Genomic DNA, 26934 nt, shown 5'->3' with positions numbered 1-26934 from the left:
CGCACCGGCAAGACCGTCGGTGGCGCCACCACCCAGTACGTCTACGACGGCCTGAACATCGTCCAGGAGAAAGACGGCGCCGGCACGCCCATGGCGAATCTCGTGACCGGCCTGGGCCTGGACGAGACCTTCCTGCGCCTGACGGGCAGTGGCGCGACGGCCAGCGTGCTCGGTCTGCTCCCAGACGCCAACAACAACACGCTCTACCTGGTGAACACCTCGGGCACCGTGACCGACAGCTACAGCTACGAGCCCTACGGCACGGCGACGCAGTTCGGGACGGACGGCACGACGCAGCTCTACACCGGGCGGGAGAATGACGGGACGGGCCTCTACTATTACCGGGCGCGGTATTACCATCCGGGGTTCGGGAGGTTTATATCGGAGGATCCGATAGAGTTTGAGGGTGGGCCCAATCTTTATGCCTATGTTGGGGGGAATCCGATCAGCTGGAGAGACCCTCACGGCCTCGACTATTGGGATCGATACAACGAGCACGTTCGCGAGTGGACCGTTGACGTGGGACCATATGTCACGACGCTCGCGGGAGGACTCTGGCCAAAATCTTGGTCATGGGCGACCGAAGGCCGTCCGCCAGCACTCGGTTCAACGAATCCGCTAACAAGCGTACCGCGCGCGTTTGGGGTACCCGGTGCTGGCCATGCAGCAGTGCGTGCTAGTGCAGCGGCAATCGGAGTAGCCACAGTTGGAATCGGCTTCTACAACCTCGGAGTTTTCGCCAGCGGCCTTTTCTATGCAATGTGTCCCTGAGTAGAAGATGGAAATCTTCCTCGCTGTGTGCGTATCCGCTCTCGTATTTATCATCGGCTATCGCGCATTCCGCAAACGCCGAATATTTGGCAGACGTCGGCTCGTCCCGCTCAACGATATCTATACAAACCTGAGTGATCGCGAGCGACTCGACTTTGAGGCGTTTTGCAAAATCTTTGACATCTTGGGATCTTGCTACGGGATTGACCCTCGACAAATTCGTCCCGCCGACAGACTTGATAGATTCACCGAGCTGGATAGTTGGCATCTCGACGCCGGGACCGAAAAGCTTGAAGCGTGGCTATCGCAAGAGGGCATCGATGTCACGAAGCTCGATAAGAGGCAAACCGTCTATGATTTACTCATCGCTCACAGGAATGCATCGGCAAGACCGTCAACGGCGTGACCACCGGCTACAGTCTACGACGGCCTCACGGGAGGATAAATAGAGGGTAAATAGGGTCAGGTCCAGATTCTTTGCAAGTTCCGACAACGCCCAGCGTTCGCGCTGGGCGTTGCCGCTTCAGGCGGCTGCGACGATGCGCAGCGCAGCGCCTGGGCGGCGCTGACGATGGGCATGTTCTGGTAGCGCTTGAGGTTGAGCAGGTGGGCGTCGCCAGAGACGATGAGCTCGGCGCCGACGCCGAGAGCGCGGCAGCCCGGATCATGGTCGACGACGTGGGGTTGTCGATGGTTCGCGCCTGTTCAAGCGTCCGGCTGTCGCGGAAAGGGATCAACGGCGCGTGAGGTGAGCGACGGAGAGAGGATGCGGCGCGCCCATTCGACCGTGGCTCATTGCGGGATGAATCTCGTGTTTCTATAGACCGCTCAGCCGGTTGGCCAGCCGCGGGGTCGTCCAGCCGGCTGCCGAGCCGCAGTGCTGGCTGGTCCACGTTGGCTTCTCGCGGTGCGTCAGCTGCGGCCAATCAGCGGAGACTCAACGCCGCTCCATCAAGGACGCTGCGCCCGTACGCGGATCGTAGCCAAGGAAGGCGACGATCGCTGGCCAGTGCTTATCCCGCGGCCAGCGGCGTTCCAATTCCCAATTCATGACGGTGAATTGGCTCGCGCCGAGCCGCCGCCCGGCCTCAGCTTGCGTCAGACCGAGCGTGAGACGCCGCTGCTTCAGGTGCTCGCCGAGAGTCTCTGGCTGGAAGTCAGTTTCCTTTGGTTTCAGAGACTTAAGTGTGACGGCGGAAAATGGCAAAAGAGCAACGCGTCCCTGTCCCTGCGGCTATCTGGGTCACTATGCGAACCGCTGCCGCTGCACGCCCGATCAGGTGCTGCGTTACCGCTGGAAGATCTCGGGGCCGTTGCTGGACCGCATCGATGTCCAGCTCGAAGTGCCGGCGGTCGAGCCCGAGGCGCTCGCACGCGGCGCCGACGGCGAGGCTTCCGCGGCGATCCGCGAGCGCGTCACACTCGCGCGCGCGCGCCAGGTTGCACGGCAGCAAAAAACCAACGCCCGGCTCACGACGAAAGAAGTCGACGAGCACTGCACGCCGGACGCGGAAGGGGCGATACTTCTGGGTAAAGCGATCGCGCGGCTGGGGCTGTCCGCACGCGCCTATCATCGCGTGCTCAAGGTCGCGCGCTCGATAGCCGATATCGAAGGCAGCGAGCGAGTGCGCTCGACGCACGTCGCGGAGGCCATACGCTATCGCACGCTGGATCGTGCGATGCGCGCGTAAGTCGCTGCGGCACTGCACTTGCTGTGCCTTGACTTTGGGGTGGCCCAACCCCAAACTCGCCCCAATTTTTTTTGCAGGCTCATCACGGAAGACTCCGCGCCGACATGCCCTCCGACGCCGACACGAGCCCGGATCGCATTGCCGGCAGTCTGCAGGCCGAGCAGATCCTCGAGAGCATCTCCGATGCGTTCGTCGCCGTCGACCGTGACTGGCGCTTCACGTACCTCAACAAGAAGGCGCAGCAGGTCTTCCGCATGCGCGCGACTCGCATGCTCGGGCGGGTGTGCTGGGACCTCTTCCCCGAGGGCGTGCGCACGCAGGGTTACCGCCGACTCCACGAGGCGATGACCGAGGGCCGCACGGTCCGCTACCTCGAGTACTCACTGCGCTACGGTATCTGGTACGAGGTCGACGCGTACCCCCACGCGGGCGGTCTGTCGATCTACTTCCGCGACGTCACCGAGCGCGTCGCTGCGGAACAGAAGCTGCGCCTGCACGAGCGCGCGCTCGAAGCGACCGTCAATGCCGTCGTCATCACCACCGGCCGCCGCCAGAATTATTCGATCGTGCACGTGAACCCCGCTTTCGAGCGGATCACCGGATACAGCGCGCCGGAGACGATCGGCCGCAACTGCCGCTTCCTTCAGGGCGCGGACACCGACCAGCCCGAGCTCGCCAGCTTGCGAGCGCTGCTCGCGACGCGCCAGGAAGGGCGGGTCACGCTGCGCAACTACCGCAAGGACGGCTCGCTCTTCTACAACGAGCTGCACGTGTCTCCGGTGCGCAACGCCAAGGGCCACGTCACGCACTTCGTCGGCGTGCTCAACGACATCACCGAGACGCGCCGCTACCAGGAAGAGCTCGAGCACCACGTCAACCACGACGCGCTGACCGGCCTCGCCAACCGCCACCTGCTGCACGACCGGCTGCAACAGGCGCTGTTCCGCGCCGATCGGCGCGATCTCACCTGCGCGGTGATGTTCCTCGACCTCGACCACTTCAAGCTCGTCAACGACGGGCTCGGCCACGCCGCGGGCGACGTGCTGCTGAAGGACGTCGCCCGCGAGCTCGTCGAGATCCTGCGGCCCGAGGACACCGTCGCGCGTTTCGGCGGCGACGAGTTCGTGCTGATCGCGACCGAGATCCACGACATCGCCGAAGTCACCGATATCGCCGAGCGCATCGTGAGCCGCCTGTCGCAGCCGGTGATGATCGAGAAGCAGGAAATCACGGTGTCGGCGAGCCTCGGCATCGCGCTCTATCCGCTCGACGGCGCATCGGTCGAGGAGCTGCTCAAGAACGCCGACGCCGCGATGTATCACGCCAAGGAGCGCGGCCGTAACACCTACAGCTTCTACCGCAAGGAGATGAACAACTCGATCTCCGAGCAGTTCCAGCTGAAGACGCGGCTGTCCAAGGCGGTCGAGCAGGGCGAGCTCCTGCTGCATTACCAGCCGCAGGCGGCGGCGAGCAGCGTGGAGATCGTGGGCTTCGAAGCGCTGCTGCGCTGGGAGCATCCCGAGCTCGGCCGCATCGCGCCCGACCGCTTCATTCCCATCGCCGAAGAGAGCGGGCTCATCGTGCCGATCGGCGAATGGGTGCTGCTCACCGCGTGCCGCTTCGCCGCGTCCTTGCGCGCGCAGGGCGCGGATTTCGGCCGCGTCGCGGTCAACCTCTCGGCGCGGCAGTTCTACCAGTCGGCGCTCGCCAAGACCATCGAGCGCATCCTCGGACAGACCGGGCTGCCGCCGCAGTGCCTAGAGCTCGAGATCACCGAGAGCATGATGATGGGCAACACCGAGCGCGTGCTCTCGATCCTGTCCGAGCTCAAGGAGATGAACGTCCAGCTCGCGATCGACGACTTCGGGACGGGCTATTCGAGCCTGGGCTACCTGCGGCGCTTCCCGATCGACCGGCTGAAGATCGACCGCTCGTTCATCGACGACGTGCCCGGCAGCCCCCACGACGCCACGATCACCCGCGCCATCATCTCGCTGGCGCACAACCTCGGGATGGGCGTGATCGCCGAGGGCGTGGAGACGCGCGCCCAGCTCGCCTTCCTCGCCGAGAACGGCTGCGACGAAATCCAGGGCTACCTGCTCTCGAAGCCCCTGGACGACGCCGCCCTCACGAAATTCCTATCCGGCGCGCTCGACGAGCCGCTCGCCGCCACCGCCGCGCGCCACCCCTAGACCGGTTCAGTTTTCCCGGGATCGGTCGTTATAGGAGGCGTGTCGCGTCAGCGCTGTTTTGCTGCCTCGCAACATAAATCTAATGTAAAACCTTCGCACAGCAGTAGAATCAGCTGATTGTAATGGCTAAAGAAAGGTAAGCTGGCCGATGAGCATCGCGCCTGGGGACCTGACGTTCCTGAACTTCCTGGTGGAAGACAAAAAGCCCGGCACCGTGCCCATGGGGCCGCTGCTCGGTCGCGCTCTCCGGGCGTTGCGCGCCTACCTTCACGTCGATATCGCCTACATCTCCGAGGCCGCCGACGGCGGCAGCGTCATCCGCCACATCGACACGCGCTCCGAATATCCGGGCCTCGTCCCCGGCGGGCGGGATCCTTTCGATCATGCCGAATGCGGTGCTGACAACGCGAGAGCGGGCGCTCACATCTGCGTGCCCATCCAGCTCGATGGCGGCACGCGCTACGGCAACCTGGTCTGCGCCGGCCCGCGCGCCGATGCGGTCCTGCACGGGCGTGACGTGTCGATGGTGCGCGTCTTCGCCGAGCTCGCCGCGGAGCACATCGAAGCCGACATGTACGCGCAACGCCGCACCGCCGAGATCGAGGAGCGCGTGCGGTTCGCGATCGACAGCGACCTCGTCTCGTTCCTCTATCAGCCGGTCTACGACATCAAGCGCGCCGCGGTCGTCGGGTTCGAAGCGCTCGCGCGCTTCGCCGGCACGCCGCCGCGCGGACCGGGCGAGTGGTTCGCCGACGCCGCGCGCGTCGGCATGGACGTGGCGCTCGAGGCGAAGCTCATCGCCAAAGCGATGGAGAGCTTCCAGCGACTGCCCGATGCGGTCTACATCGGCTTCAACGTCTCACCGAACATCATCGTCAACGGTCAGCTCGAGCGCGCTTTCGCCAACGCGCCTCTCGAGCGCATCGTGCTCGAGATCAACGAGCACCCGACGATCCGCCAGTACGACGAGATGGCGAAAGTGCTGGCCCCGCTGCGCGAGCATGGGCTGCGCATCTCGGTCGACGAGGCGGGCGGCGGTATCGAGAGCTTCCGTCACATCCTGCAGTTGAAGCCCGACATCATCAAGCTGCACATGAGCCTGGTGCGCGGCATCCACACCGATCATGCGCGCTCGACGCTCGCTTCGGCGCTGATCCAGTTCGGAAAAGAGCATCGCTGCGACCTCGTCGCCGAAGGCATCGAGACTGCGGCCGAGCTGTCGAAGCTCAAGGCGATGGGGGTGGCGAAGATGCAGGGTTACCTGCTCGGCCGCCCGGGCACGCTCGAAGCCGCGTGCATGCTGTGCGAGAAGAACCTCGCGCGTCGCGCGGTCCAGCCGGGACGCCTCGCCGCCGAACAAGCGTCCGCAGCCTGACCTATACGCCAGGGTCGTCCTGGCGTCCGCGCTCGCCGAGCACGTCGGCGAGCACCTGCATCAGCTCGCTGTTGATCGCGCGCCTGGAAACGAAGGCCATCGCGCCGGCGCGGCTCGCCGCGGAGCGGCACGACGGCTCGCTGACACCCGACACCATGATCACCGACGACTGCGGCGAGCGCTCGAGCACCGCGCGCGTCGCCTGCAGGCTGTTGATGCCGTGGTGATCGCCTTCGAGCAGCACGATGTCGATCGTTTCCGTCTCGAGGATCGCCAGCGCGTCGGCCATGCTCGCCGCTTCGCGCAGTCTGAAATTCGCGAAAGACGCCCTGATCTTCTCGCATAGCGCTCGCCGTACCGCATGGTGGCTGTTGACGACGAGCGCGACGGGGTCCTGGGTGTAGCGGGCCGTCATGCCTCTTATCTCCTGGGGACGCGCCGGGAAAAACTACTCTAGCGCTGTAACGCCTTGCTGTATCGCGAAACGAACGAGGTTCGCGAGATCGAATATGCCGAGCTTCTCCATCATCCGCGCTCTATAGGTCTCGACAGTCTTAGGAGACAGCGACAGCGTCGCGGCGATCTCGGCCACGCTATGACCTTCCGCCAGCAATTGCAGCACCTGCCGCTCGCGCGAAGACAGGCGCTCGAGGGGGTCGTCGGGCCCCGTTTTGTGAACGACGTGATCGATGACGATGTCGGCGAGCTGCTTCGACAGATAGCGTCCGCCGCGGTGCACCGCGTGGATCGCGTCCACCACTTCCTTCGCGACCGACTTCTTCACGATGTAGCCCGTCGCGCCCGCCTGGAGCGCGCGATAGACGTGCACCGCGTCGGAGTACATCGACAGCATGATGACGCGCGTGCGATCGGAGCGGTCGCGGATGAGGCGCGTCGCCTCGGTGCCGTTGAGCAGCGGCATCGCGTGATCCATCAGCACGATGTCGGGCGTGGTGTCGAGCGCCGCGCGCACGACCTCGCGGCCGTTTTCGGCGAGCCCGATCACTTCCATCTCGGGCTGGGTGCTGACCAGCGAGCGCAGCCCTTCTGCGACTACGCCGTGATCATCCGCTATGAGTATGCGTATCGTCATGGACCGGTACCTCGATTGCGATCTCGGTGCCGCCGCCCGGCACCGTGCTTGCGGTGAAATGTCCCCCGACGGCCTGCGTGCGTTCCCGCATCGTAACCATTCCGAGGCCGCGGCGCTCGCGGATGTCGCCGAGGCGCGCGGTGTCTATGCCTATGCCATTATCCGCCACGCGCATCACGCAGTGGCCGTTCGCGTGCGTGAGGTCGATCCGCACCCGGCTCGCCTCGGCGTGCTTGGCGACGTTGGTCAGCGCTTCCTGGGCGATGCGGAAGAGGGTGATCTCGATCTCGGGCCGGGGGCGCTCGGACGTGTCGCTGCCGAAGACCTCGACCTCGATGCCGGTGCGCTCGGCGAAGCGACGGGCGTACCAGTTGAGCGCGGGATAGAGGCCGTAATCGTCGAGCATCGGCGGGCGCAGCTCGGACATCACGTCTTCGATCGAGTCGGCGGTCGATTCGAGCAGCGCGGTCGAATCGCGCAAGCGCGCCGCGTGCTTGGCGTTCGCGTCGCCGAGCGACGTGCGCAGCATGTCGAGGTTGATGCTGAGCGCCGTCAGGTTCTGCCCGACACGATCGTGCAGCTCGCGCGAAAGCTGCCGGCGCTCGGCCTCCTGCACCTCGACGAGGCGGCGCGACAGCGCCGTGAGCTGCTCGGCCGAGGCGCGCAGCGCATCCTCGGTGCGTTTCTGCTCGGTGATGTCGAGCACCGACCACAGCATGCTCGTCACGGTGCCGCCCCCGTCGTGCATGACCTCGCCGAGGCTGCGCAGGTGCCGCACGCTCCGGTCGGGCCGCACGATGCGAAACTCGCTCGAGAACGGCGCGCCGCTTGCCAGCGCGCGCTCGAGCGCGCGGGCCCACGACGAGCGGTCCTCGGGATGCACGAGCGCCATGGTCGACTCGTAGGTCGGCGCGAACGTGCCGGGATCGACGCCGTGGATGTGGAAGAGCTCTTCCGACCATACGATGCGGCCGTTGCCGGGTTCGTAGTGGCAGCAGCCGACGCCGGCGAGCTTTTGCGCGTCTGCGAGCAGCGCGTGCGCTTCGGTGAGGCTCGCTTCGCTTTCACGCAGGTGGCTCGTCATCTCCGAGGCGATCGCGAGCGCGCGGCCGCGCGACGATGCGAGCGAATAGAAGAGGCCCGCGAGGAGCAGGCTGGTCAGGATGCCGCCGACCAGCACGACCCAGGGCGACAACGCGTCGACCTTCTCGATCAGCGCCGAGCGCGGCGCCTTGAAATGGATGCGCCAAATGCGGCCGCCGACTTCGATCGGCAGCACGCGCGTGAAGGCGTCGTGGTCTTCCCCTGCCGCGCCCTTGCGAGGATCGCTGTCGAACAACAGCCGCTCCTGCACGGGCGCGGCCGTGCTGCGGGGGTCGCTTGCGGACCCGGCGTCGTACAGGATGAAGCGCATGTACTGCGCCATGCCTTCGTGCAGCGTGCCTTTCATGAGGTGCTCGACGTTGAAGCCGGCCCCGACCGATCCCACGTACGCAGCGCGACGCTGCTCGACGGTGTCGATGGCGGCTCCGGCGCGATACACCGCGAGCCGCATCGCGAGGCCGACGTATTCCTTGGCGCCCTTGATGCGGATCGGCATACCCGACGCGGTGAGGCGGCCGCTGTCGCGCGCGCTGTGTTGCAGGCTGACGAGCGTCTTGGGCGCGGCGTCGAGCGCGGGATTGGCCCCGAGATCGAGACCGAATGCGAAGCGAAAGTCCTGCATCGGCTCGAGATAGACCATCACGTGGTAATCGGGCCGTTCCCCCGGCGGCTTGATGGCGAAATCGGGATAGCCGCGAGCGTCGAGGCTGACGTCGCGCCTCACCGCGGCTTCGAAGCGCGCGCGCTCCCGACCGGGGACGTACGCGGCGAAGTTGACCAGGTCGAACCCGGGATAGCGCTGTTTCAGGTCGAGCGACCGGACGTAACGATGGAAATCCAGCCGGCTCACGTTCGGTTGGGTCGCGAACAGCGCCCGCAGACCGTAGAGGATGTCCGCGTAGAAATGGATTCTGACTTCGATCAGGCCCTTCGCTTCGCTCGCTTCGCGTTCGAAACGCGAGCGGGCGACTTCCTCGACCGCCTGGTTGAGCACAACGAACAGATAGATGGACGCAGGTACGCCGATGAGCAGCACGAGCCACGGCAGCACGGCCCAACGGCGCGTGCGCTGCGACGGCGTCTCCTCGGGATCGGTCATGCGTGCGGGTGTCCTCCTCGACCGGACGTTTCGAGTGTAGCGCAAGGTCGCGCGCGGCCCGCGCCGCATCCGCGCCGGCGAAACGAAAGGCCGGCGACTGCCGGCCTTTCGTGGCTTGCGTGACGCGCTCAGGTGCGCGCGTGCGGCCGTGCCGCGCTGGAGAACGCGGCGCTTTCGGCGCTGATCGCGGCGCTGGAGAATGCCGCATTCTTCGCCTGGATAGCAGCGCTGGAGAATGCCGCGTCCTTCGCCGGGATAGCAGCGCTGGAGAATGCCGCGTCCTTCGCCTGGATAGCAGCACTGGAGAATGCGGCGTCCTTCGCTTGGATCGCAGCACTGGAGAATGCCGCGCCGGTCGCGCCGACCGCCGCGCTCGAGAAGGCCGCGCGCTCAGCGCGGATCGCCGCGCTGGAGAACGCCGCGTCACGCGCCGCGATCGCTGCGCTCGAGAACGCCGCGCTGGCCTCGCGGATGGCCGCGCTGCTGAATGCGGCGGCGCCTGCACTCACCGCGGCGCTCGAGAAAGCCGCCGAGCGCGGCGAGCCCCCGGCCCATGCCGCATCGGCGTCCGCGAATTCCTGCGCGTAGAGGTGGCGCGTCTTCGCGGCCATCTCCTCGCGCTTCGAGAGGTCCGCCGCCGTGCGCGGCCCGACGTGCGGGTTGTGGTGCAGATAGGTGCCGAATACCGTCTCGCAATCGGCGCTGTATTTCATCGTCTGGAGGATGTGCGTGTGCCAGAACTCGTCGACGTCCTTGGCCAGCATGATGTCTTCGGCGTCCTCCTGATATTTCGCGACCATGGTGAGGTAGGTCTTGTAGGCCGCCTCGATGCTGTCTGCGTACTCGCGGGTCCAGCCCTCGCCGAGCTCCGGATCCATGAGCCTCGCCTTCACCGTTTCGAGGTCGAGCGCCTGGATGGCGGCGGCGACTTGCGCGAAGGGTTTTTCAGTCAGCTTGTTCGTTTCCATCTTGGTTCCTCTTCGATGTTGATTGAACGCTCCGGGAGCAGTAGGTCCGGAGCGGGAGATTCCCCGGGCAACAGGGGACGAACGTTGAAGCGTCTTCGAGATTACTGCCGGATGCGGCGCGCGCACCGCCGAGTCCATCCCTTGTGGCGACGCTCCCTGTAGGGCATCGGCTACAAACGACGTCAGTCTTTTCCCTACGGCAAGTTAGCTCGCGTGCGCGTGACTTTTTGCACCGGCACGACCGCTTGCGCTATCGTTCAGCGCCTTTCATGCAGACCTCAGAAGCCATCGCGCACGCGCCGGATCGCATGCGCTACCGCGGCCTCGCGCTGCTGCTCGCCGCGCTGGCGATGATCGGGCCGTTCTCGATCGACACCTACCTGCCGTCGTTTCCCGCGATCGAGGCGGACCTGCGCGTCTCCGCGATGCACATGCAGCAGACGCTGTCGGTCTATCTACTCGGCTTCGCCGTGATGACGCTGTTCCACGGCACGCTCTCCGATTCCTTCGGCCGGCGGCCGGTCGTTCTCGCCAACCTGCTGGTGTTCGCGCTCGCCTGCGCAGGCTGCGCGCTCGCCGCGACGTTCGAGCAGCTCCTCGTTTTTCGCGGCATACAAGGGCTTTCGGCCGGCGCGGGCATCGTGGTCGGCCGCGCGATCATTCGCGACACGCTCCAGGGTCACGCAGCGCAACGCCTGATGTCGCTGGTGACGATGCTCTTCGGGATCGCCCCCGCGGTCGCCCCGGTCATCGGCGGCTGGCTGCAGTCGGCGTTCGGGTGGCGTCCGGTGTTCGTGTTCCTCGCGCTCTATGCCTCGGTATTGCTGGTCGCCTGCGGCGCGCGGCTCGGCGAATCGCTGCCGCGCGGCGAGCGCCAGCCGTTCGAGCTCCGCGCGCTTGCCCGTAACTACCTGACGGTCGGGCGCAGCTTTCCGCTGTTCCTGGTCTCGTCGGCGATCGCGCTCAATTTCTGCGGCTTTTTCATCTACATCGTGTCGGCGCCGGCGTTCGTCTATCGCATCCTCGGACTGTCCGAAACGCAGTTCGCGTGGATCTTCGTGCCCGCCGTCGCGGGCGTCACGCTCGGCGCGTTCATCTCCGGCCGGGTCGCCGGCAAGCTCTCTTCGCGCAAGACGGTAAAGCTCGCCTACGCGATCGTGTTCGGCGCGGCGGCGTTCAATCTCGCCTACTGCGCGCTGGCCGGGCCCGCGCTGCCGTGGTCGGTGCTGCCCGTCATGGGTTACGCGCTCGGGATGGCGCTCGCCATGCCGAGCCTGACGCTGCTCGCGCTCGACCTCTTTCCTCACAACCGCGGGCTTGTGTCTTCGCTGCTCGGGTTCCAGCACAGCCTGTTTTCGGCGATCCTGGCGGGCATCGTCTCTCCGCTGCTGGCGGACAGCGCGCTGGAGCTCGCCTCGGGCATGGCGGCGCTCAGCGTTGCAGGATGCGCCTGCTGGGTTGTTTACCTCGCCCTACAGGGGCGGGGCCTGCCCCGCGCGTGATAACATTACGCCCTTTGTGATCAACAGCTTGGCGCGTTCCGCGCCCGGCGCAACCTTCCGCCCGATGACCCCCGAACGCCTGCAGCAGCTCGAAGCCGCCCTTTCCACGCGCATCCTGATCCTCGACGGCGCGATGGGCACCATGATCCAGACCTACAAGCTCGGGGAGGCGGAGTATCGCGGCGAGCGCTTCAAGGACTACGCGCACGACGTCAAAGGCAACAACGACCTGCTCGTGCTCACGCAGCCGCAGATCGTCCAGGCGATCCACGAGCAGTATCTCGAAGCCGGCGCCGACATCATCGAGACGAACACCTTCAACTCGACGTCGGTGGCGCAAGCCGATTACCACATGCAGTCGCTGGTGCGCGAGCTCAACGTCGAAGCGGCGAAGCTCGCGCGCGCCGCGTGCGCCAAGTTCGAGAAGCTCGACCCTTCGCGCCCGCGCTTCGTCGCCGGCGCGGTCGGTCCGACCAACCAGACCGCGTCGATCTCGCCCGATGTCAACGACCCCGGTTTCCGGAAGATCAGCTTCGATGAGCTGGTCGCGTCGTACTCCGAGGCGGCTGAAGCGCTCGCCGAAGGCGGCGTCGATCTGTTCCTCGTCGAGACGATCTTCGACACGCTCAACGCCAAGGCGGCGCTGTTCGCGATCGACCAGCTCTGCGAAAAGCTCGGCCGGACGATCCCGGTGATGATCTCGGGCACGATCACCGACGCCTCGGGCCGCACGCTGTCGGGCCAGACGCCCGAAGCGTTCTGGAACTCGGTGCGGCACGCGAAGCCGCTCACGATCGGGCTCAATTGCGCGCTCGGCGCCAAGCTCATGAGGCCGTACATCGAGGAGATCTCGACCGTCGCCGACACCTACGTCTGCGCGTATCCGAACGCCGGCCTGCCGAATCCGCTCGCCGAGACGGGCTACGACGAATCGCCCGAGCAGACCGCGTCGTACCTGCTCGATTTCGCCAAGAGCGGCTTCATCAACGTCGCCGGCGGCTGTTGCGGCACCACGCCCGCGCACATCAAGGCCATTGCCGAAGCGTTGCAGGGCCTGCCGCCGCGCAAGGTCCCCGAGATCGAGCATCGCCTGCGCTTGTCCGGCCTCGAAGCGCTCAACATCGGCGACGACTCGCTCTTCGCCAACATCGGCGAGCGCACCAACGTCACCGGCTCGCCCGGTTTCTCCAAGCTCATCATGGCCGGCGACTTCGCCGCCGCGCTGTCGGTCGCGCGGCAGCAGGTCGAGAACGGCGCGCAGATGATCGACGTGAACATGGACGAGGCGATGCTCGACTCCAAGGCGGCGATGGTGAGATTCCTCAAGCTCGTCGCCGCCGAGCCCGACATCTCGCGCGTGCCGATCGTCATCGATTCGTCGAAGTGGGACGTGATCGAGGCGGGGCTGAAGTGCATCCAGGGCAAGTGCGTCGTCAACTCGATCTCGATGAAGGAAGGCAAGGCGCCTTTCGTGCAGCAGGCGAAGCTCGCCAAGCGCTACGGCGCCGCGGTCATCGTCATGGCGTTCGACGAGAAAGGCCAGGCCGACACGCTGCCTCGGCGCAAGGAGATCTGCGCCGAGGCGTATCGCGTCCTCGTCGACGAAGTCGGCTTCCCCGCCGAGGACATCATCTTCGATCCGAACATCTTCGCGATCGCTACCGGCATCGAAGAGCACAACAACTACGGCGTCGACTTCATCGAGGCGACGCGCTGGATACGCCAGAACCTGCCGCACGCGCGCGTGTCCGGCGGCCTGTCGAACGTGTCGTTCTCGTTCCGCGGCAACAACCCGGTACGCGAGGCGATCCACGCGGCGTTCCTGTATCACGCGATCCGTGCGGGCCTGACGATGGCGATCGTCAACGCCGGTCAGCTCGCGGTCTACGACGAGCTGCCGAAAGATCTGCTCGAGCACGTCGAGGACATCATCTTCAACCGCCGGCCCGACGCGGCCGAGCGCATGGTCGCGTTCGCCGAGACGGTGAAGGGCAAAGCGAAGACCGAGACCGTCGATCTCGAATGGCGCAAGGGCACGCTCGAAGAGCGGATCACCCACGGACTCGTCCGCGGCATCACCGACTACATCGTCGAGGACACCGAGGAAGCGCGCGTCAAGTACGGCCGGCCGATCCACGTCATCGAGGGCCCGCTCATGGACGGCATGAACGTGGTCGGCGATCTCTTCGGCGCGGGCAAGATGTTCCTGCCGCAGGTGGTGAAGTCGGCGCGCGTCATGAAGCAGGCGGTGGCCCACCTCGAGCCTTTCCTCGAAGCGGAGAAAGCGCAATCGGGCGACAACCGCCCGAAAGGCAAGATCGTGCTCGCCACGGTCAAAGGCGACGTGCACGACATCGGCAAGAACATCGTCGCGGTGGTGCTCCAGTGCAACAACTACGAGGTCGTCAACCTCGGCGTGATGGTGCCGTGGAACAAGATCTCCGACATCGCCCGCGAGCACAAAGCCGACATCATCGGGCTTTCGGGTCTCATCACGCCTTCGCTCGAAGAGATGGCGCACAACGCGCGCGAGATGCAGCGTGAAGGCTACGGCGCGGTGCCGCTCCTCATCGGGGGCGCCACGACCTCGCGCACGCACACCGCGGTCAAGATCGCACCGAATTACCACGGGCCCGTCGTGTGGGTGCCGGACGCGTCGCGCGCGGTGTCGGTGTGCAGCAGCCTGCTCTCCGAAGAGCAGCGTGACGCGTACATCGCCGAGGTCCGCGCCGATTACGAGCGCCTGCGCAAGGCGCACGAAGGCAAGAAAGGTCCGTCGCTCATCACGATTGCGAAGGCGCGCGACAACGCGCACAAGACCGACTGGAAGACCTACACGCCGCCCAAGCCCGAGATGCTCGGGGTCAAGGTGCTGAAGAACTACGATCTCGCCGAGATCGCCCGGTACATCGACTGGGGTCCGTTCTTCCAGACGTGGGAGCTCTCGGGCCCGTATCCCGCGATCCTGAAGGACGAGATCGTCGGCGAAGCCGCGCGTAACGTGCTCGCCGAGGGCCAGGCGATGCTGAAGAAGATCATCGACGGCCGCTGGCTCACCGCGGGCGCGGCGTTCGGTCTGTTCCCGGCCGCTCGCGTCAACAGCGAGGACATCGAGATCTATTCGGACGAATCGCGCAAGCGCGTGCTGATGACGTGGCACAACCTGCGCCAGCAGAACGAGAAGCCGACCGGCAACCCGAACTTCTCGCTCGCGGATTTCATCGCGCCGAAAGAGTCGGGCGTGCCCGATTACATCGGCGCTTTCGCGGTGACGGCGGGCATCGGCATCGAGAAGCACCTCGAAAAATTCGAGAAGGCCCGCGACGACTACGGCGCGATCATGCTGAAGGCGATCGCCGATCGTCTCGCCGAGGCGTTCACCGAGCTTCTGCACGCGCGCGTGCGCCGCGAGTTCTGGGGCTACGCCAGGGACGAGACGCTCGACAACGACGCGCTGATCGCGGAGAAGTATCGCGGGATCCGTCCGGCGCCGGGATATCCCGCGTGCCCGGACCACACCGAGAAAGGCGCGCTGTTCGAACTGCTCGGTGCGCAACGCGCGGGCATCGAGCTCACCGAATCGTTCGCGATGCACCCGGCGTCCAGCGTGAGCGGGTTCTATCTCTCGCATCCCGAGTCGCGCTATTTCGCAGTGGGCAAGATCGATCGCGACCAGGCGCTCGATTACAGCCGCCGCAAAGGCATGCCGCTCCCGCAGATCGAGCGCTGGCTCTCGCCGAACCTCGGCTACGAGCGCTCGGCGCCCGCGCCCGAGCCCGCGACGGTCGAGTAAGGGATGAGCGCCGAGCCCGCATCGGGCTTTACGCCGGCGGAAGTCGCGCAGTTCGAGCGCGACGGCTATGTCGTCGTGCGCGGGCTCGTCTCCGAAGCGCTGCGTTCGCGCATGCTCGGCGCGGCGCGCTCGCAGCTCGTCGCGGCGGTCCCTCCGCTCGAATACGAAGCCGATGTGCAGTATCCCGGCGCGCCGGAATCGCACGACGCACCCGGCGGCCGCACCGTGCGGCGTCTTCTCCAGGCGTACGCGCGCGATCCTGCCTTCCGCGAGTGGGCGACGTCGCCGGCCGTCGCGGCGCGGCTGCGCCAACTGCTGGGCCCCCGCGTCGAGCTCTCGCAGGCGCATCACAACTGCGTGATGACCAAGGACCCGCGCTACAGCAGTCTCACGAGCTGGCACCGCGACATCCGCTACTGGTCCTTCGAGCGGCCCGAGCTCGTCTCGGTGTGGCTCGCGCTCGGCCGCGAGCGCCACGAGAACGGGTGCCTGCTCGTGCTGCCGGGCTCGCACGCGATGGAATTCCTGCCCGAGCAGCTCGACGCCGCGCAGTTCCTGCGCACCGACGTGGAGCGGAACCGCGCGCTCCTCGCGCGCGAGACGCGCGTCGAGCTCGATCCGGGCGACGTGCTCTTCTTTCACTGCCGGCTCTTCCACGCCGCCGGCGCCAACCAGACGAACGAGACCAAGTTCTCGGTCGTTCATACCTACCACGCCACCGACAACCGCCCGATCGCCGGCACGCGCTCGGCGACCCTCCCCGACGTTCCGGTGTAACCTGTCCGGACGCAGGCGATCAGCGGACGCTTGCCGCCTGCTTCACAACAAGGGGGTGGCCATGAAATCACGCATCGCGTTGTTCGCCGGCGCGGCTTCGGCCGTGGCCGGTGCGTTCGTCGCATCGACGGTTTCGGCAGATCGTCCCGAGCTCATCACCTATCCCGCCGACTACCAGAAGTGGCAGCTCTACGCGACCGTAGACCGCTACGACAGCAAGCAGCACCGCGAGCTCTATACCAGCCCGGAGGTCGTGAAAGCGGTCCGCGAGGGGCGGCCGATTCCCGACGGCGCGAAGATCGCGATGGCGATCTTCAGCGCGAAAGTCGACGACAAGGGCATTCCCGAGAAGGACGGCAAAGGGCGCTTCGTCAAAGGCAATCTCACCGGCGTCACGGTCATGGAGAAGCGCTCGGGCTGGGGCGCTTCGGTGCCGGAGGCGTGGCGTAACGCCGACTGGCAGTACGCCGCTTTCACCGCGGACGGCAAACCGAACGAGAAGGCCAACGCCGGCATCAAGGCGTGCTTCGAGTGCCACAAGCCCCACGAGCGGCAGGACTACGTGATCTCGCTCGCGCAGCTCGCGGGCAAGTTCCCGACGGGCCCGGTCGCGATGAAGTCGGGGCAGCACGACGTCAACATCAACGGCTTCGCCTTCGGTCCGAACACGCTGAAAGTCGTCGCGGGGCAACCCGTCACGTGGACCAACGGCGACGACTCGCCGCACCAGATCACGATCGTCGACAAGCAGCTTCGTACCGCGGTGCTGCTGAAGGGCCAGAGCGCGTCGCTCACGTTCAACGACGCCGGCACGATCGGCTATATCTGCGGCCTGCACCCCGGGATGAAGGGTTCCCTCGAAGTGACCAGGTGACGCCAGGCACCTGGTCATCCCCGCGAAGGCGGGGATCCATTTTGAACTCAACGTCAAATGGATTCCCGATCTCTTCCGCTATCGCGGGTCGGGAATGACGTGCTCTATGCGCTGTGCGCCCATTGCGCGCAGCGCTTCCTCTGCACGAGCGTCGGTCTTGCTCAGCACCACCTCATCCGCCGCCTTCACCTGCTCCCGGTAGAGCTCGAGATTCGCGTAACGCGGATCGAGCGCCTGTGCGGGATCGGCGACGCACACCGTGCGCTCCAGCGTCACCGCCGACGCGATACCGGGCTCGTTCAGCACGTGCACGATCGCGTCCGGATGGGCTGCCGCCGACGCTTCGATCAGCAGCCGTTCCGGCCCGTCGCGCAGGAGCGCGACGATCGCCGTGCGCAGCGACACCTGTCCCGAGCAGCAGATGCAGCCCGCGACCTCGCGCACCGCGAGGCCGGGTCCCGTGCGCAGCCTCGCCTCTCCGAAATCGTTGACCAGCACGGCCCAGCGCGCCGCAGCGGGCCGCTGCGCGATCAGGCGGGAAAGGTAAGTCGTCTTGCCGGCGCCGGTAGCGCCGGTGACGAGGAGGGCGGAGACGGACATACGAGGCGCCCCCATTATAATTGCGCCCCTTCGTGACCTTCCCCCCGGGACATCCATGGCAGTGCTCGCGCATCCGCTCGTACCGACGGCGCTCATGCTCGCCGTATCCAACCTCTTCATGACTTTCGCGTGGTACGGGCACCTCAAGAATCTCAATTCGAAACCGTGGTGGATAGCCGCCCTCGTCAGTTGGGGTATCGCGTTCTTCGAATACCTCGTGCAGGTCCCGGCGAACCGCCTCGGCTTCACGGCGATGAACCTCGCGCAGCTGAAGATCCTGCAGGAGGTGGTGACGCTCTCGGTGTTCGTGCCGTTCGCGGTGCTTTACATGGGCGAGCCGGTCCGCATGAACTACCTCTACGCCGGGCTGTGTCTCCTCGGGGCGGTATACTTCATCTTCCGCGCCTGAAGCTGCGGACCGGCAGGTCCGCCTGCTGAATCCTGAATCCTGACTCCTGCAGCATCTGATGCACATCCACATCCTCGGCATCTGCGGCACGTTCATGGGCGGGCTTGCGGTGCTCGCGCGCGAAGCCGGCCACAAGGTCACCGGTTGCGACGCCAACGTCTATCCGCCCATGAGCACCCAGCTCCAAAGCCAGGGCATCGAGCTCATCGAAGGCTACGGCGCCGACCAGCTCGCGCTGAATCCCGACGTGTTCGTGATCGGCAACGTGATCACCCGCGGCAATCCGCTGATGGAAGCGATCCTGGACAAGGGTCATCGCTACGTGTCGGGACCGCAGTGGCTGCACGATCACGTGCTGCACGGCCGCTGGGTCCTCGCCGTCGCCGGCACTCATGGCAAGACCACGACGAGCTCGATGCTGGCGTGGATACTCGAGCACGGCGGCTTGCAGCCGGGCTTCCTGATCGGCGGGGTGCCGCAGAACTTCGGGGTGTCCGCGCGGCTCGGCGGCACCGACTTCTTCGTGATCGAAGCCGACGAGTACGACACCGCGTTCTTCGACAAACGGTCCAAGTTCGTGCACTACCCCGCGCGTACCGCGGTGCTCAACAACCTCGAGTTCGATCACGCCGACATCTTTCCCGACCTCGCCGCGATCGAGACCCAGTTCCATCACTTCGTGCGCACGCTGCCCCAGTCGGGCCTGATCGCCACCAACGGCGCCGATGCGAACCTCGAGCGCGTGCTCGCGCGCGCGAGCTACACGCCGATCGAGCGCTTCGATGACGAGCGCGGCTGGCAGGCCGGACCCGCCGGCCGTGACGGCGCTTTCGACGTGCTTTTGCAGCGCAAGGCCCAGGGCACGGTGCGCTGGGATCTCCTCGGCGCGCACAACCGCTCGAACGCGCTCGCGGCGATCGCGGCCGCGCGCCATGCGGGCATAGCGCCGGCCGTCGCCATCGAGGCCCTCGCGCGCTTCGGGAACGTCAAGCGCCGCATGGAAGTGCGCGGCGTGGTGCGCGAGGTGACGGTGTACGACGACTTCGCGCACCATCCGACGGCGATCGAGACGACCCTCGCGGGCCTGCGCGCCAAAGTCGACGGCGCGCGCATACTGGCCGTCGTCGAGCCGCGGTCGAACACCATGAAGCTCGGCGTGATGAAGCAGGCGCTCCCGGGCAGCCTCGCGGCCGCCGATCGCGTGTTCTGCTACAGCGGCGGCCTCACCTGGGACGCCGGCGTAGCGCTCCAACCGCTCGGCGCCAAGGCGAGCGTGCACGCCGATCTCGGCGAGCTCGTCGGGGCGATAGCGGCGGCCGCGAAGGCGGGCGATCACGTGCTCGTCATGAGCAACGGCGGTTTCGGCGGCGTCCACCAGAAGCTGCTGGACGCGCTCGCACAACCAGGGAGATAACCATATGGACGACGACATCCTCGAGCGCGACGAGCTCGGCGCATTCACGCGGCACACGCACGTCGCGGTCGAAGGCTCGGACCAGGGACCGCTTGCGGGCCTCACGTTCGGCGCCAAGGACATCTACGACGTTAAAGGCCACAAGACGGGTTTCGGCAGTCCCGACTGGCTGCGCACGCACGACGCCGCGAAGACCACCGCCCCGATCGTGCAACAGCTGCTCGACGCCGGTGCGGACATGGTCGGCAAGACTCACACCGACGAGCTCACGTTCAGCCTGCACGGCGAGAACCATCATTACGGCACGCCGGTCAACGTCAACGCGCCGGGACGCATCTGCGGCGGCTCTTCGAGCGGTTCGGCGTCGGCGGTCGCGGGCGGCCTCGTCGACTTCGCGCTCGGCAGCGACACCGGCGGCTCGGTGCGCGCGCCGGCGAGCCTCACCGGGATCTACGGCCTGCGGCCGACGCACGGCCGCGTCTCGCTCGAAGGCGCGCGGCCGCTCGCCGCGAGCTTCGACGTCGCCGGATGGTTCGCGCGCGATCCCGAGATCATGGAGCGCGTCGGCGCGGTGCTGCTCGCCGAGGAGCGCGACAACACCACTCCCAAGCGCGTGCTGATCGCCGACGACGCGTTCGAGCTCGCGGGCCACGCGGCAGCCGCGGCGGTACAGCCGGCGCTGGATCGCGTCGTCGCGCTCGTCGGCAAGTCGTCGAAGCTCACCGTCAGCAACGAAGGCCTCGTCAACTGGCTCGACGTCTTTCGCACCTTGCAGGGCTTTGAGGCGTGGCAGGCGCACGGCGCATGGGTCACCGAGACCAGGCCACAGCTCGGACCCGGTGTGCGCCAACGCATCGAGTGGTCGTCGACCATACCCGCGTCCGAAGTCGGCCCCGCGAGCAAGCGGCGCGAGGAGATCACCGAGCGCATGCGCGGCCTGCTGCGCGACGACGCGGTGCTCGCCCTGCCGACCGTTCCCGCCATCGCGCCGCTGGTCGGCGCCGATCCCAAGACGACCGAAGACTTCCGCGCGCGCTCGCTGACCCTGCTCTGCATCGCAGGGCTCTCGCGCCTGCCGCAGCTCAACCTTCCCCTCGGCCGCCTCAACGGCTGCCCGATCGGGCTGTCGCTGATCGGGCCGCGCGACAGCGACATGATGCTGCTGGGGATCGCTCGCCGCCTGGCGGCCGCCGCTTAAAAAGTGACGGATGAGGCGGTGACGGATAGTGCGGTGACGGATAAAGCGGTGACGAAAGGCGTCGCGTCACCGTAACCCGTCACCGTTTCCTCCGTCACCGATTCACCCGTCACCGTTCTATCCGTCACTTTGATCATCTACATCCACGGCTTCCTGAGCTCCGCCCTGTCCTTCAAAGCCGGCCTGCTCCGCCGCCGCATGGCGGAGCTCCGGCGCGGGCGCGAGATCGCCACGCCCGAGCTCCCGCTGCGGCCGACGCAGGCGGTGGCGATGCTGCAACCGCTGGTCGAGGCGCACCTCGAATGCGGCGTGTCGCTGATCGGGAGCTCGCTCGGCGGTTATTACGCGACGTGGCTCGCGGAGAAATACGGCGTGCGTGCGGTGCTGGTGAATCCGGCGGTACGGCCGTACGAGCTCCTCGCGCAATACGTAGGCCCGCAGACCAATCTCTATACCGGCGCCCACGACGTCCTCACCGCGGAGGACGTCGATGCGCTGCGCGCGCTCGAGGTCGGGCGCGTGACGCCGGAGCGCTATCTCCTCATGGTCGAGACCGGTGACGAGGTGCTCGACTATCGCGCGGCGGTCGAGCGCTACCGCGGCGCCGACCAACAGGTCATCGAAGGCGGCGACCACGGTTTTTCGGATTTCGCCGACCACATGGACGCCGCCCTCGCGTTCTGCGGGGTGACGCCGGGCGGGGGCGTCCTCCCGGTATAATCCGCTTCCGCCGCCTTCCCCGGCGGTTCTTTCCCTCCCAGTGATCGCCCGCCGCCCGCTCTACCGATGAACGTTTTCTACGAAGAGGAGGGCGCGCTCAAAGTCGGCTCGGTCCTCGCCGACAACAACACCTCGCTCCAGGTCGAAGCGCCGCACGGCAAGCGCTCCAAGATCAAATCGGCCGCGGTCGTCTTCCGCTTCGAGCAGCCCGGCATCGCCGATTTCATGGCGCAGGCGCAGGCGGCGGCGGACGAGCTCGACCTCGACTTTCTCTGGGAAGTGTCCAGCCAAGAGGAGTTCGGCTACGAGGACCTCGCGCGCGAGTACTACGGCCGCGCGCCGGGCTCGGTCGAGGCGGGCGCGGTGCTGCTCAAGCTGCACGGCGCGCCGATGTACTTCTACAAGCGCTCGCGGGGCCGCTACAAGGCCGCCCCCGAGACCGCTCTGAAAGCCGCGCTCGCGAGCGTCGAGCGCAAGAAGCAGCAGGCGATCGCGCGCGAGAAATACGTGGCGCAGCTCACGTCGGGCACGCTGCCCGAAGAATTCAGGCCGATGCTCGACGTGCTGCTCTACAAGCCCGACAAGAACGCGAACGAATGGAAAGCGCTCGAAGAGGCGAGCGCGGCGATGAAGATGACGCCGGTGCGCGTCATCGAGCGCTGCGGCGGCATTCCGTCGACGCACGACTTCCATCTCAATCGTTTCGTCTTCGAGAACCTGCCGAAAGGCCCGAAGAGCGAGGCGCCGCTGCCCGAGCCGATCGCGCGCGAGCTGCCGCTCTCGGAAGCGGTCGCGTTCAGCATCGACGACACCAGCACGACCGAGATCGACGACGCGTTTTCGGTGGCCGACCTGCCGAACGGCAACACGCGCATCGGCATACACATCGCGGCGCCGGCGCTCGGCGTCTCCGTCGGCAGCGCGCTCGACGAGGTCGCGCGCGAACGGCTGTCCACGGTGTACTTCCCGGGCGGCAAGATCACCATGCTGCCGCCGACCACGATCGATCGTTACACCCTGGCCGAAGGCGTCGAGTGTCCGTCGGTATCGATGTACGTCGAGGTGACGCCGGCAGGCGAGGCGGTGTCGACCGAGACCCGCGTCGAGCGAGTAAGGATCGCGCACAATCTCAGGCACGAGCCGCTCGAGATGCACTTCAACGAGGAAAGCATCGCGCTCGGAGAGATCGAGCACGCGTACGGCAGGGAGCTCGCGCGGCTCTGGCAGTGGGCGGGGCAGCTCGAGAAAGCCCGCCGCGGCGACCAGCCCGAAGGCGAGCAGCGCGCCGAGTACAATTTCCGCGTCGAGAACGACCGCATCGAGATCATCCGGCGCTTCCGAGGCACGCCCATCGACAAGCTCGTGTCGGAGCTGATGATCTTCGTGAACAGCACGTGGGGCCGGCAGCTCGCGGAGGCGGGGGCCGGCGCCATCTACCGCGTGCAGGGCGGCGGCAAGGTGCGCATGAGCACGGTGCCGTCGGCGCACGTCGGCCTGGGCGTCGAGCAGTACCTCTGGGCGAGCTCGCCGCTGCGCCGTTACGTCGACCTCGTCAACCAGCGCCAGATCGCCGCGCTCGCGAGCGCAGAGACGCCGCCGTATTCGGGGAAAGACGAGCAGCTGCTCGCGGTCATGCGCGAGTTCGAGTCGGCGTACGACATCTACAACGAGTTCCAGCGCCAGATGGAGCGCTACTGGTGTCTGCGCTGGCTGCTCCAGGAGAACGTGACGAGCGTCGTCGCGACGGTGCTGCGCGAGAATCTCGTGCGTTTCGACGAGCTGCCGGTCGTCGCGCGCGTGCCGTCGGTGCCGCAGGTCAAGCCGGGTACCCAGGTCGTTCTCGACCTCTCGAAGATCGATCTGCTCGATCTGTCCTTCCACGCCGAGTTCGAGCGCATCGTCGAGCCGGCTGCCGCTGAAGCGAACGTCTAAAAGCAATCAACCGCAAAGGACGCAAAGGACGCAAAGGAAAAGCGCTTCTTGAACATCGCGAGCGCATGACGACGCGCCTGAAGAAGGGTTCCTTGGCGTCCTTTGCGTCCTTGGCGGTCAAAAAGCTTTTCGCTCCAAGGTACAATGCTCAGCCATGGCTTTGAAGCGTAAGCCCAAGGTCGTTCCGTTACCGCGGCGCGCGAAGCATTCGCGCCATTCGCGGTGGCAAGGCGCCGTCGCGAGGCTCGAGGCGCGGATCGACCGGCTCGAGCGACGGCTCAACCGCCGCACCCGCCGCGCGTCGCTCGGGACGCGGATGCGCTTCGCGATCATCGGCTCGCTCGTCTTGCACGTGCTCCTCATCGCCGGCGTCGGGGTGCAGCTCCCGCCGCGCCCCCTGCACGACCTCCTTTCGCCCAAGCTCGAGATCGTGCTGGTCAACGCGCAGTCGAAGAGCGCGCCGAAGAAAGCCGACGTGCTGGCGCAGCACAACCTCGACGGCGGCGGCAATACCGACGAGAAGGTGCGGGCGACGAGCCCGCTGCCCGTCCTGCCCGACCAGAAGCTCGAAGCCGACGTGCAGCTCGCGCTGCGCAAGGTCGACGCGCTCGAGCACGAAGCGAAGCAGCTCATGACGCAGATCCAGTCGAAAGCGAGCGTCGAGACCGCGCCCGAGGCGTCGAAGCCCGACACCCAGGTCAAGCTCGACGCGGCTGCGGGCGTGCAGACGTCGGACCTCCTGCAGAAGAGCTTCGAGATCGCGCGCCAGGAAGCGATCATCGAGCGCGATCTCAAGGCGTACCAGGAGCGTCCGCGCGCGCGGTACGTGGCGGCCCGCGCGAAAGAGGTGCCGTTCGCGCGCTACGTGGAGGACTGGCGGCAGAAGGTCGAGCGCGTGGGCGAGCTCAACTACCCGATCCAGGCGCGCGGGCTCAGCCTGCAGGCGCACCTGCTCGTCACCGTCGCCATCCGGTCGGACGGCTCGCTGGCGAACATCATCGTCGAGCGCCCTTCGGGCTACAAATTCCTCGACGACGGCGCGCGGCGCATCGTCGAGCTCGCCGCGCCTTTCTCCGCATTCCCGCCGTACATGGCGCGCGATACCGACATCCTCTACATCACGCGGTGGTGGACCTTCACGTCCGCGGGCCACGTGCGGACCGAATAGGCTCATGACCGATCGCTACGCCGTCATCGGCAATCCCGTCGCCCACAGCAAGTCCCCGCGCATCCATGCCGAGTTCGCGCGGCAGACCGGCGAAGACATCGCGTACGAAAAGCTCCATGCCGAGCTCGCCGAGTTCGAGGCGGCGGTGCAGCGCTTCGGCGACGAGGGCGGCCGCGGTCTCAACGTCACCGTCCCGTTCAAGCATCGCGCGCACGCGCTCGCTTCGAGGTCCAGCGTGCGCGCCGAACAGGCCGGCGCCGTGAACACGCTTGCGTTCGGCGCCGACGGCATCGCCGGAGACAACACCGACGGCGTCGGGCTCGTGCGCGATCTCACGGTCAATCTCGGCTGCGAGATCGCGGGCCGGCGCGTGCTGCTGGTGGGGGCGGGCGGCGCTTCGTTCGGGGTGTGCGGGCCGCTGCTCGACCGGCAGCCCGCGTGCCTCGTCATCGCCAACCGCACCGTGGAGAAGGCGGTCGCCCTGGCGCAGCGCTTCGCGGGCTATTACCCCGGCGCCGATCTCATCGGTATCGGCTACGACGCGCTTGGGGGGCGCGCGTTCGACGTCGTGATCAATGCGACTTCCGCGGGGCTCTCCGGCGAGATGCCGGCGCTCGGCAAGACGGTGTTTGCGCGAGGCGCCCTGGCGTACGACATGGTGTACGGGCGGGCAACACCGTTTCTCGAGCTTGCGGCCGACGCGGGAGCACGCACGGCCGACGGCCTCGGCATGCTGGTCGAGCAGGCGGCCGAATCGTTCTTCGTCTGGCGCGGCGTGAGGCCCGACACCGCGCCGGTGATCGCGCTCCTGCGCAGCGGGGGCTGAGCGCATGATCGGTGCGCTCTGGCGCTTCACGTGGCGCTTCATCCTGCTCGCGCTGATCGCGCTCACGCTCCTCCAGTTCTGGTTCTTCGGCAACGTCTGGTACTACTCGCGGTTCAACCCGGACATGACCGCCTTCATGCGCGCCCGCCTCGAGGCGCTGCGCGAGGACAAGCCCAGGGCGAAGCTCGTGTACGCGTTCGTGCCGTACGGGCACATCTCCGCGAACCTCAAGCGCGCGGTCGTCGCGGCGGAGGACGCGACCTTCTTCCAGCACGACGGCTTCGACTGGAAAGGCATCCAGAAGGCGTACGAGAAGAACCTGAGGGAAGGCGAGGTCGTCGCCGGCGGCTCGACGATCACCCAGCAGCTCGCGAAAAACCTCTTCCTCACCGGCGAGCGTGCGTTCTGGCGCAAGGCGCAGGAGGCCGCGATCACCGTCATGATCGAAGTGATCATGGACAAGCGCCGCATCCTCGAGCTGTACCTGAACGTCATCGAGTGGGGCGAGGACGGCATCTTCGGCGCGGAGGCTGCGGCCCGTTATCACTTCGGGGTCACCGCGGCGCACCTCGGCCCCGAGCAGGCGGCGCGCCTCGCGGCGATGGTGCCGAGCCCGCGCAGCTACGGCCCCGGCCGCAACACCGCTTATCTGCAGCGGCGCACGTCGACGATCCTGGCGAGGATGAACCAGGTCCGCGTTCCCTAGCGATCTCGGCGAGACGACCAGTCTGCTAAGCTCTTTTGTCCGTCCGTCCACAAGGAGCCAGCAAGATGCACCGCAGACAGTTCCTAGCGGGTGTCGCCGCCACGAGCGCGGCGGGCATCGCCTACGCTTACGAGCCTTCGCGCATCCTCCTCTCGCAGGCCGCGACCGCGCCGGTGCGGCGCAGCCCCGACGTCATCTTCGTGCCGACGCCGAACGAGGTCGTCGAGAAGATGCTCGAGATGGCGAAAGTGACCGCGAAGGACACCGTCTACGATCTCGGCTGCGGCGACGGGCGCATCGTCATCACCGCCGCGCAGAAGTATGGCTGCCGCTCGGTCGGGATCGACATCGATCCCAAGCGCATCCAGGAAGCGACCGCCAACGCCAAGGCGGCCAAGGTCACCGACAAGGTGAAGTTCGTCGAGGCCGACCTCTTCGAGTCCGACATCTCCGAGGCGACGGTCGTCACGCTGTACCTGCTGACGCGCCTGAACGAGAAGCTCAAGCCCAAGCTCCTGAAGGACCTCAAGCCCGGCACTCGCGTCGTGTCGCACGCGTTCGACATGGGCGACTGGAAGCCGGAGGCGACGGCGTCGGTGAATGCGACGACCGTCTATCTCTGGCGTATTCCCAAAGCGTAAGAGAGGAGCGGGATAGGAGAGAGGAGACGGCATAATTTCCGCTCTCGGCATTTTCCCCCTCACCTCTCTCCTTTCTCTTCT

Annotated in this window: 24 protein-coding genes; 18 read left to right on the top strand and 6 right to left on the bottom strand. The window is 66.5% G+C overall.

Going from position 1 to position 26934, the window contains the following annotated elements:
* From VHP37_29115 to VHP37_29095, 5 genes are all read left to right on the top strand, one after another.
* Positions 1-771, top strand: a 771-nt coding sequence (locus VHP37_29115) for an RHS repeat-associated core domain-containing protein (protein ID HEX2830433.1), incomplete at its 5' end; no start/stop codon positions are given.
* Positions 772-778: 7 nt separating this feature from the next.
* On the top strand, positions 779-1177 hold the full coding sequence (locus VHP37_29110; GenBank protein ID HEX2830432.1) for a hypothetical protein: 399 nt from the start codon (positions 779-781) through the stop codon (positions 1175-1177).
* A 643-nt stretch (positions 1178-1820) separates the two neighbouring features.
* The gene (locus VHP37_29105) at positions 1821-2462 is read left to right on the top strand and encodes an ATP-binding protein (GenBank protein ID HEX2830431.1); all 642 of its coding nucleotides are present in this window, start codon (positions 1821-1823) and stop codon (positions 2460-2462) included.
* Between the two features lie 104 nt (positions 2463-2566).
* The gene (locus tag VHP37_29100) at positions 2567-4654 is read left to right on the top strand and encodes an EAL domain-containing protein (GenBank protein ID HEX2830430.1); all 2088 of its coding nucleotides are present in this window, start codon (positions 2567-2569) and stop codon (positions 4652-4654) included.
* 148 nt (positions 4655-4802) lie between these two features.
* Complete coding sequence (locus tag VHP37_29095) at positions 4803-6029, top strand: EAL domain-containing protein (protein HEX2830429.1); 1227 nt, start codon at positions 4803-4805, stop codon at positions 6027-6029.
* Position 6030: 1 nt separating this feature from the next.
* On the opposite strand, the gene VHP37_29090 is transcribed toward VHP37_29095, so the two are convergent.
* From VHP37_29090 to VHP37_29075, 4 genes are all read right to left on the bottom strand, one after another.
* Entirely contained in the window at positions 6031-6444 is a 414-nt protein-coding gene (locus tag VHP37_29090; protein ID HEX2830428.1) for a response regulator, read from the bottom strand.
* A gap of 33 nt (positions 6445-6477) precedes the next feature.
* Positions 6478-7122 carry a response regulator transcription factor gene (locus VHP37_29085; protein HEX2830427.1) on the bottom strand — a complete coding sequence of 215 codons (645 nt, stop codon included), beginning with the start codon at positions 7120-7122 and terminating at the stop codon, positions 6478-6480.
* A complete protein-coding gene (locus tag VHP37_29080) occupies positions 7094-9325 on the bottom strand; it encodes a CHASE domain-containing protein (protein HEX2830426.1) in 2232 nt (743 codons plus the stop codon). Before VHP37_29080 ends, VHP37_29085 begins: the two co-directional genes overlap by 29 nt.
* A 128-nt stretch (positions 9326-9453) precedes the next feature.
* Positions 9454-10293: a hypothetical protein gene (locus tag VHP37_29075; GenBank protein ID HEX2830425.1), complete on the bottom strand. Its 840-nt coding sequence runs from the start codon at positions 10291-10293 to the stop codon at positions 9454-9456.
* A gap of 269 nt (positions 10294-10562) precedes the next feature.
* Between VHP37_29075 and VHP37_29070 the strand changes: the two genes are divergently transcribed.
* From VHP37_29070 to VHP37_29055, 4 genes are all read left to right on the top strand, one after another.
* A complete protein-coding gene (locus VHP37_29070) occupies positions 10563-11795 on the top strand; it encodes a multidrug effflux MFS transporter (protein HEX2830424.1) in 1233 nt (410 codons plus the stop codon).
* A gap of 64 nt (positions 11796-11859) precedes the next feature.
* Entirely contained in the window at positions 11860-15588 is a 3729-nt protein-coding gene (gene metH / locus VHP37_29065; GenBank protein HEX2830423.1) for a methionine synthase, read from the top strand.
* A gap of 3 nt (positions 15589-15591) precedes the next feature.
* Positions 15592-16365 (top strand): phytanoyl-CoA dioxygenase family protein, encoded by a 774-nt coding sequence (locus tag VHP37_29060; protein HEX2830422.1) that lies wholly within the window; start codon positions 15592-15594, stop codon positions 16363-16365.
* A 61-nt stretch (positions 16366-16426) separates the two neighbouring features.
* The gene (locus VHP37_29055) at positions 16427-17239 is read left to right on the top strand and encodes a cytochrome P460 family protein (GenBank protein HEX2830421.1); all 813 of its coding nucleotides are present in this window, start codon (positions 16427-16429) and stop codon (positions 17237-17239) included.
* 78 nt (positions 17240-17317) lie between these two features.
* Here VHP37_29055 and VHP37_29050 read toward each other — a convergent pair whose 3' ends face one another.
* Positions 17318-17839 (bottom strand): ATPase, T2SS/T4P/T4SS family, encoded by a 522-nt coding sequence (locus VHP37_29050; protein ID HEX2830420.1) that lies wholly within the window; start codon positions 17837-17839, stop codon positions 17318-17320.
* A gap of 55 nt (positions 17840-17894) precedes the next feature.
* Here VHP37_29050 and VHP37_29045 point away from each other — a divergent pair, with 55 nt between their 5' ends.
* Genes VHP37_29045 through VHP37_29035 form a run of 3 tightly spaced genes read left to right on the top strand, consistent with a single transcriptional unit; the run spans position 17895 to position 20860 of the window.
* Complete coding sequence (locus tag VHP37_29045; protein HEX2830419.1) at positions 17895-18248, top strand: DMT family protein; 354 nt, start codon at positions 17895-17897, stop codon at positions 18246-18248.
* Between the two features lie 58 nt (positions 18249-18306).
* Complete coding sequence (gene mpl / locus VHP37_29040) at positions 18307-19662, top strand: UDP-N-acetylmuramate:L-alanyl-gamma-D-glutamyl-meso-diaminopimelate ligase (protein ID HEX2830418.1); 1356 nt, start codon at positions 18307-18309, stop codon at positions 19660-19662.
* Positions 19663-19666: 4 nt separating this feature from the next.
* Positions 19667-20860 carry an amidase gene (locus VHP37_29035; GenBank protein HEX2830417.1) on the top strand — a complete coding sequence of 398 codons (1194 nt, stop codon included), beginning with the start codon at positions 19667-19669 and terminating at the stop codon, positions 20858-20860.
* Here VHP37_29035 and VHP37_29030 read toward each other — a convergent pair.
* Complete coding sequence (locus VHP37_29030) at positions 20857-20997, bottom strand: hypothetical protein (GenBank protein ID HEX2830416.1); 141 nt, start codon at positions 20995-20997, stop codon at positions 20857-20859. The genes VHP37_29035 and VHP37_29030 overlap by 4 nt on opposite strands.
* On the opposite strand from VHP37_29030, the gene VHP37_29025 reads away from it, so the two are divergent.
* The 6 genes from VHP37_29025 to VHP37_29000 all read left to right on the top strand — a co-directional run bounded on the left by VHP37_29025 (position 20990) and on the right by VHP37_29000 (position 26853).
* The gene (locus VHP37_29025; protein HEX2830415.1) at positions 20990-21580 is read left to right on the top strand and encodes a YqiA/YcfP family alpha/beta fold hydrolase; all 591 of its coding nucleotides are present in this window, start codon (positions 20990-20992) and stop codon (positions 21578-21580) included. The genes VHP37_29030 and VHP37_29025 overlap by 8 nt on opposite strands.
* 66 nt (positions 21581-21646) lie before the next feature.
* Positions 21647-23512: an RNB domain-containing ribonuclease gene (locus tag VHP37_29020; protein HEX2830414.1), complete on the top strand. Its 1866-nt coding sequence runs from the start codon at positions 21647-21649 to the stop codon at positions 23510-23512.
* Positions 23513-23666: 154 nt separating this feature from the next.
* Positions 23667-24680: a TonB family protein gene (locus VHP37_29015; protein ID HEX2830413.1), complete on the top strand. Its 1014-nt coding sequence runs from the start codon at positions 23667-23669 to the stop codon at positions 24678-24680.
* Between the two features lie 4 nt (positions 24681-24684).
* Positions 24685-25506 (top strand): shikimate dehydrogenase, encoded by an 822-nt coding sequence (aroE, locus tag VHP37_29010; protein HEX2830412.1) that lies wholly within the window; start codon positions 24685-24687, stop codon positions 25504-25506.
* 4 nt (positions 25507-25510) lie between these two features.
* Positions 25511-26212, top strand: coding sequence for a monofunctional biosynthetic peptidoglycan transglycosylase (gene mtgA / locus VHP37_29005; protein ID HEX2830411.1), 702 nt, complete (start codon positions 25511-25513; stop codon positions 26210-26212).
* A 65-nt stretch (positions 26213-26277) separates the two neighbouring features.
* Positions 26278-26853, top strand: coding sequence for a methyltransferase domain-containing protein (locus tag VHP37_29000; GenBank protein HEX2830410.1), 576 nt, complete (start codon positions 26278-26280; stop codon positions 26851-26853).
* The last annotated feature ends 81 nt before the right edge of the window (positions 26854-26934 follow it).

This window comes from Burkholderiales bacterium, from assembly GCA_036262035.1.
Classification (GTDB): Bacteria; Pseudomonadota; Gammaproteobacteria; order Burkholderiales; family SG8-41; genus JAQGMV01.
This window is presented reverse-complemented; position numbering and strand designations above follow the sequence as displayed.

Bases quoted from the DNA above. Each gene is read 5' to 3' on its own strand.
- VHP37_29050 (HEX2830420.1), bottom strand. From the start codon at position 17,839: ATGTCCGTCTCCGCCCTCCTCGTCACCGGCGCTACCGGCGCCGGCAAG.
- VHP37_29020 (HEX2830414.1), top strand. From the start codon at position 21,647: ATGAACGTTTTCTACGAAGAGGAGGGCGCGCTCAAAGTCGGCTCGGTC.
- VHP37_29035 (HEX2830417.1), top strand. From the start codon at position 19,667: ATGGACGACGACATCCTCGAGCGCGACGAGCTCGGCGCATTCACGCGG.
- mpl (HEX2830418.1), top strand. From the start codon at position 18,307: ATGCACATCCACATCCTCGGCATCTGCGGCACGTTCATGGGCGGGCTT.
- VHP37_29060 (HEX2830422.1), top strand. From the start codon at position 15,592: ATGAGCGCCGAGCCCGCATCGGGCTTTACGCCGGCGGAAGTCGCGCAG.
- VHP37_29055 (HEX2830421.1), top strand. From the start codon at position 16,427: ATGAAATCACGCATCGCGTTGTTCGCCGGCGCGGCTTCGGCCGTGGCC.
- VHP37_29105 (HEX2830431.1), top strand. From the start codon at position 1,821: ATGACGGTGAATTGGCTCGCGCCGAGCCGCCGCCCGGCCTCAGCTTGC.
- VHP37_29070 (HEX2830424.1), top strand. From the start codon at position 10,563: ATGCAGACCTCAGAAGCCATCGCGCACGCGCCGGATCGCATGCGCTAC.
- VHP37_29000 (HEX2830410.1), top strand. From the start codon at position 26,278: ATGCACCGCAGACAGTTCCTAGCGGGTGTCGCCGCCACGAGCGCGGCG.
- metH (HEX2830423.1), top strand. From the start codon at position 11,860: ATGACCCCCGAACGCCTGCAGCAGCTCGAAGCCGCCCTTTCCACGCGC.
- VHP37_29015 (HEX2830413.1), top strand. From the start codon at position 23,667: ATGGCTTTGAAGCGTAAGCCCAAGGTCGTTCCGTTACCGCGGCGCGCG.
- VHP37_29095 (HEX2830429.1), top strand. From the start codon at position 4,803: ATGAGCATCGCGCCTGGGGACCTGACGTTCCTGAACTTCCTGGTGGAA.
- aroE (HEX2830412.1), top strand. From the start codon at position 24,685: ATGACCGATCGCTACGCCGTCATCGGCAATCCCGTCGCCCACAGCAAG.
- VHP37_29030 (HEX2830416.1), bottom strand. From the start codon at position 20,997: ATGATCAAAGTGACGGATAGAACGGTGACGGGTGAATCGGTGACGGAG.
- VHP37_29075 (HEX2830425.1), bottom strand. From the start codon at position 10,293: ATGGAAACGAACAAGCTGACTGAAAAACCCTTCGCGCAAGTCGCCGCC.
- VHP37_29090 (HEX2830428.1), bottom strand. From the start codon at position 6,444: ATGACGGCCCGCTACACCCAGGACCCCGTCGCGCTCGTCGTCAACAGC.
- VHP37_29080 (HEX2830426.1), bottom strand. From the start codon at position 9,325: ATGACCGATCCCGAGGAGACGCCGTCGCAGCGCACGCGCCGTTGGGCC.
- VHP37_29045 (HEX2830419.1), top strand. From the start codon at position 17,895: ATGGCAGTGCTCGCGCATCCGCTCGTACCGACGGCGCTCATGCTCGCC.
- VHP37_29100 (HEX2830430.1), top strand. From the start codon at position 2,567: ATGCCCTCCGACGCCGACACGAGCCCGGATCGCATTGCCGGCAGTCTG.
- VHP37_29085 (HEX2830427.1), bottom strand. From the start codon at position 7,122: ATGACGATACGCATACTCATAGCGGATGATCACGGCGTAGTCGCAGAA.
- VHP37_29110 (HEX2830432.1), top strand. From the start codon at position 779: ATGGAAATCTTCCTCGCTGTGTGCGTATCCGCTCTCGTATTTATCATC.
- mtgA (HEX2830411.1), top strand. From the start codon at position 25,511: ATGATCGGTGCGCTCTGGCGCTTCACGTGGCGCTTCATCCTGCTCGCG.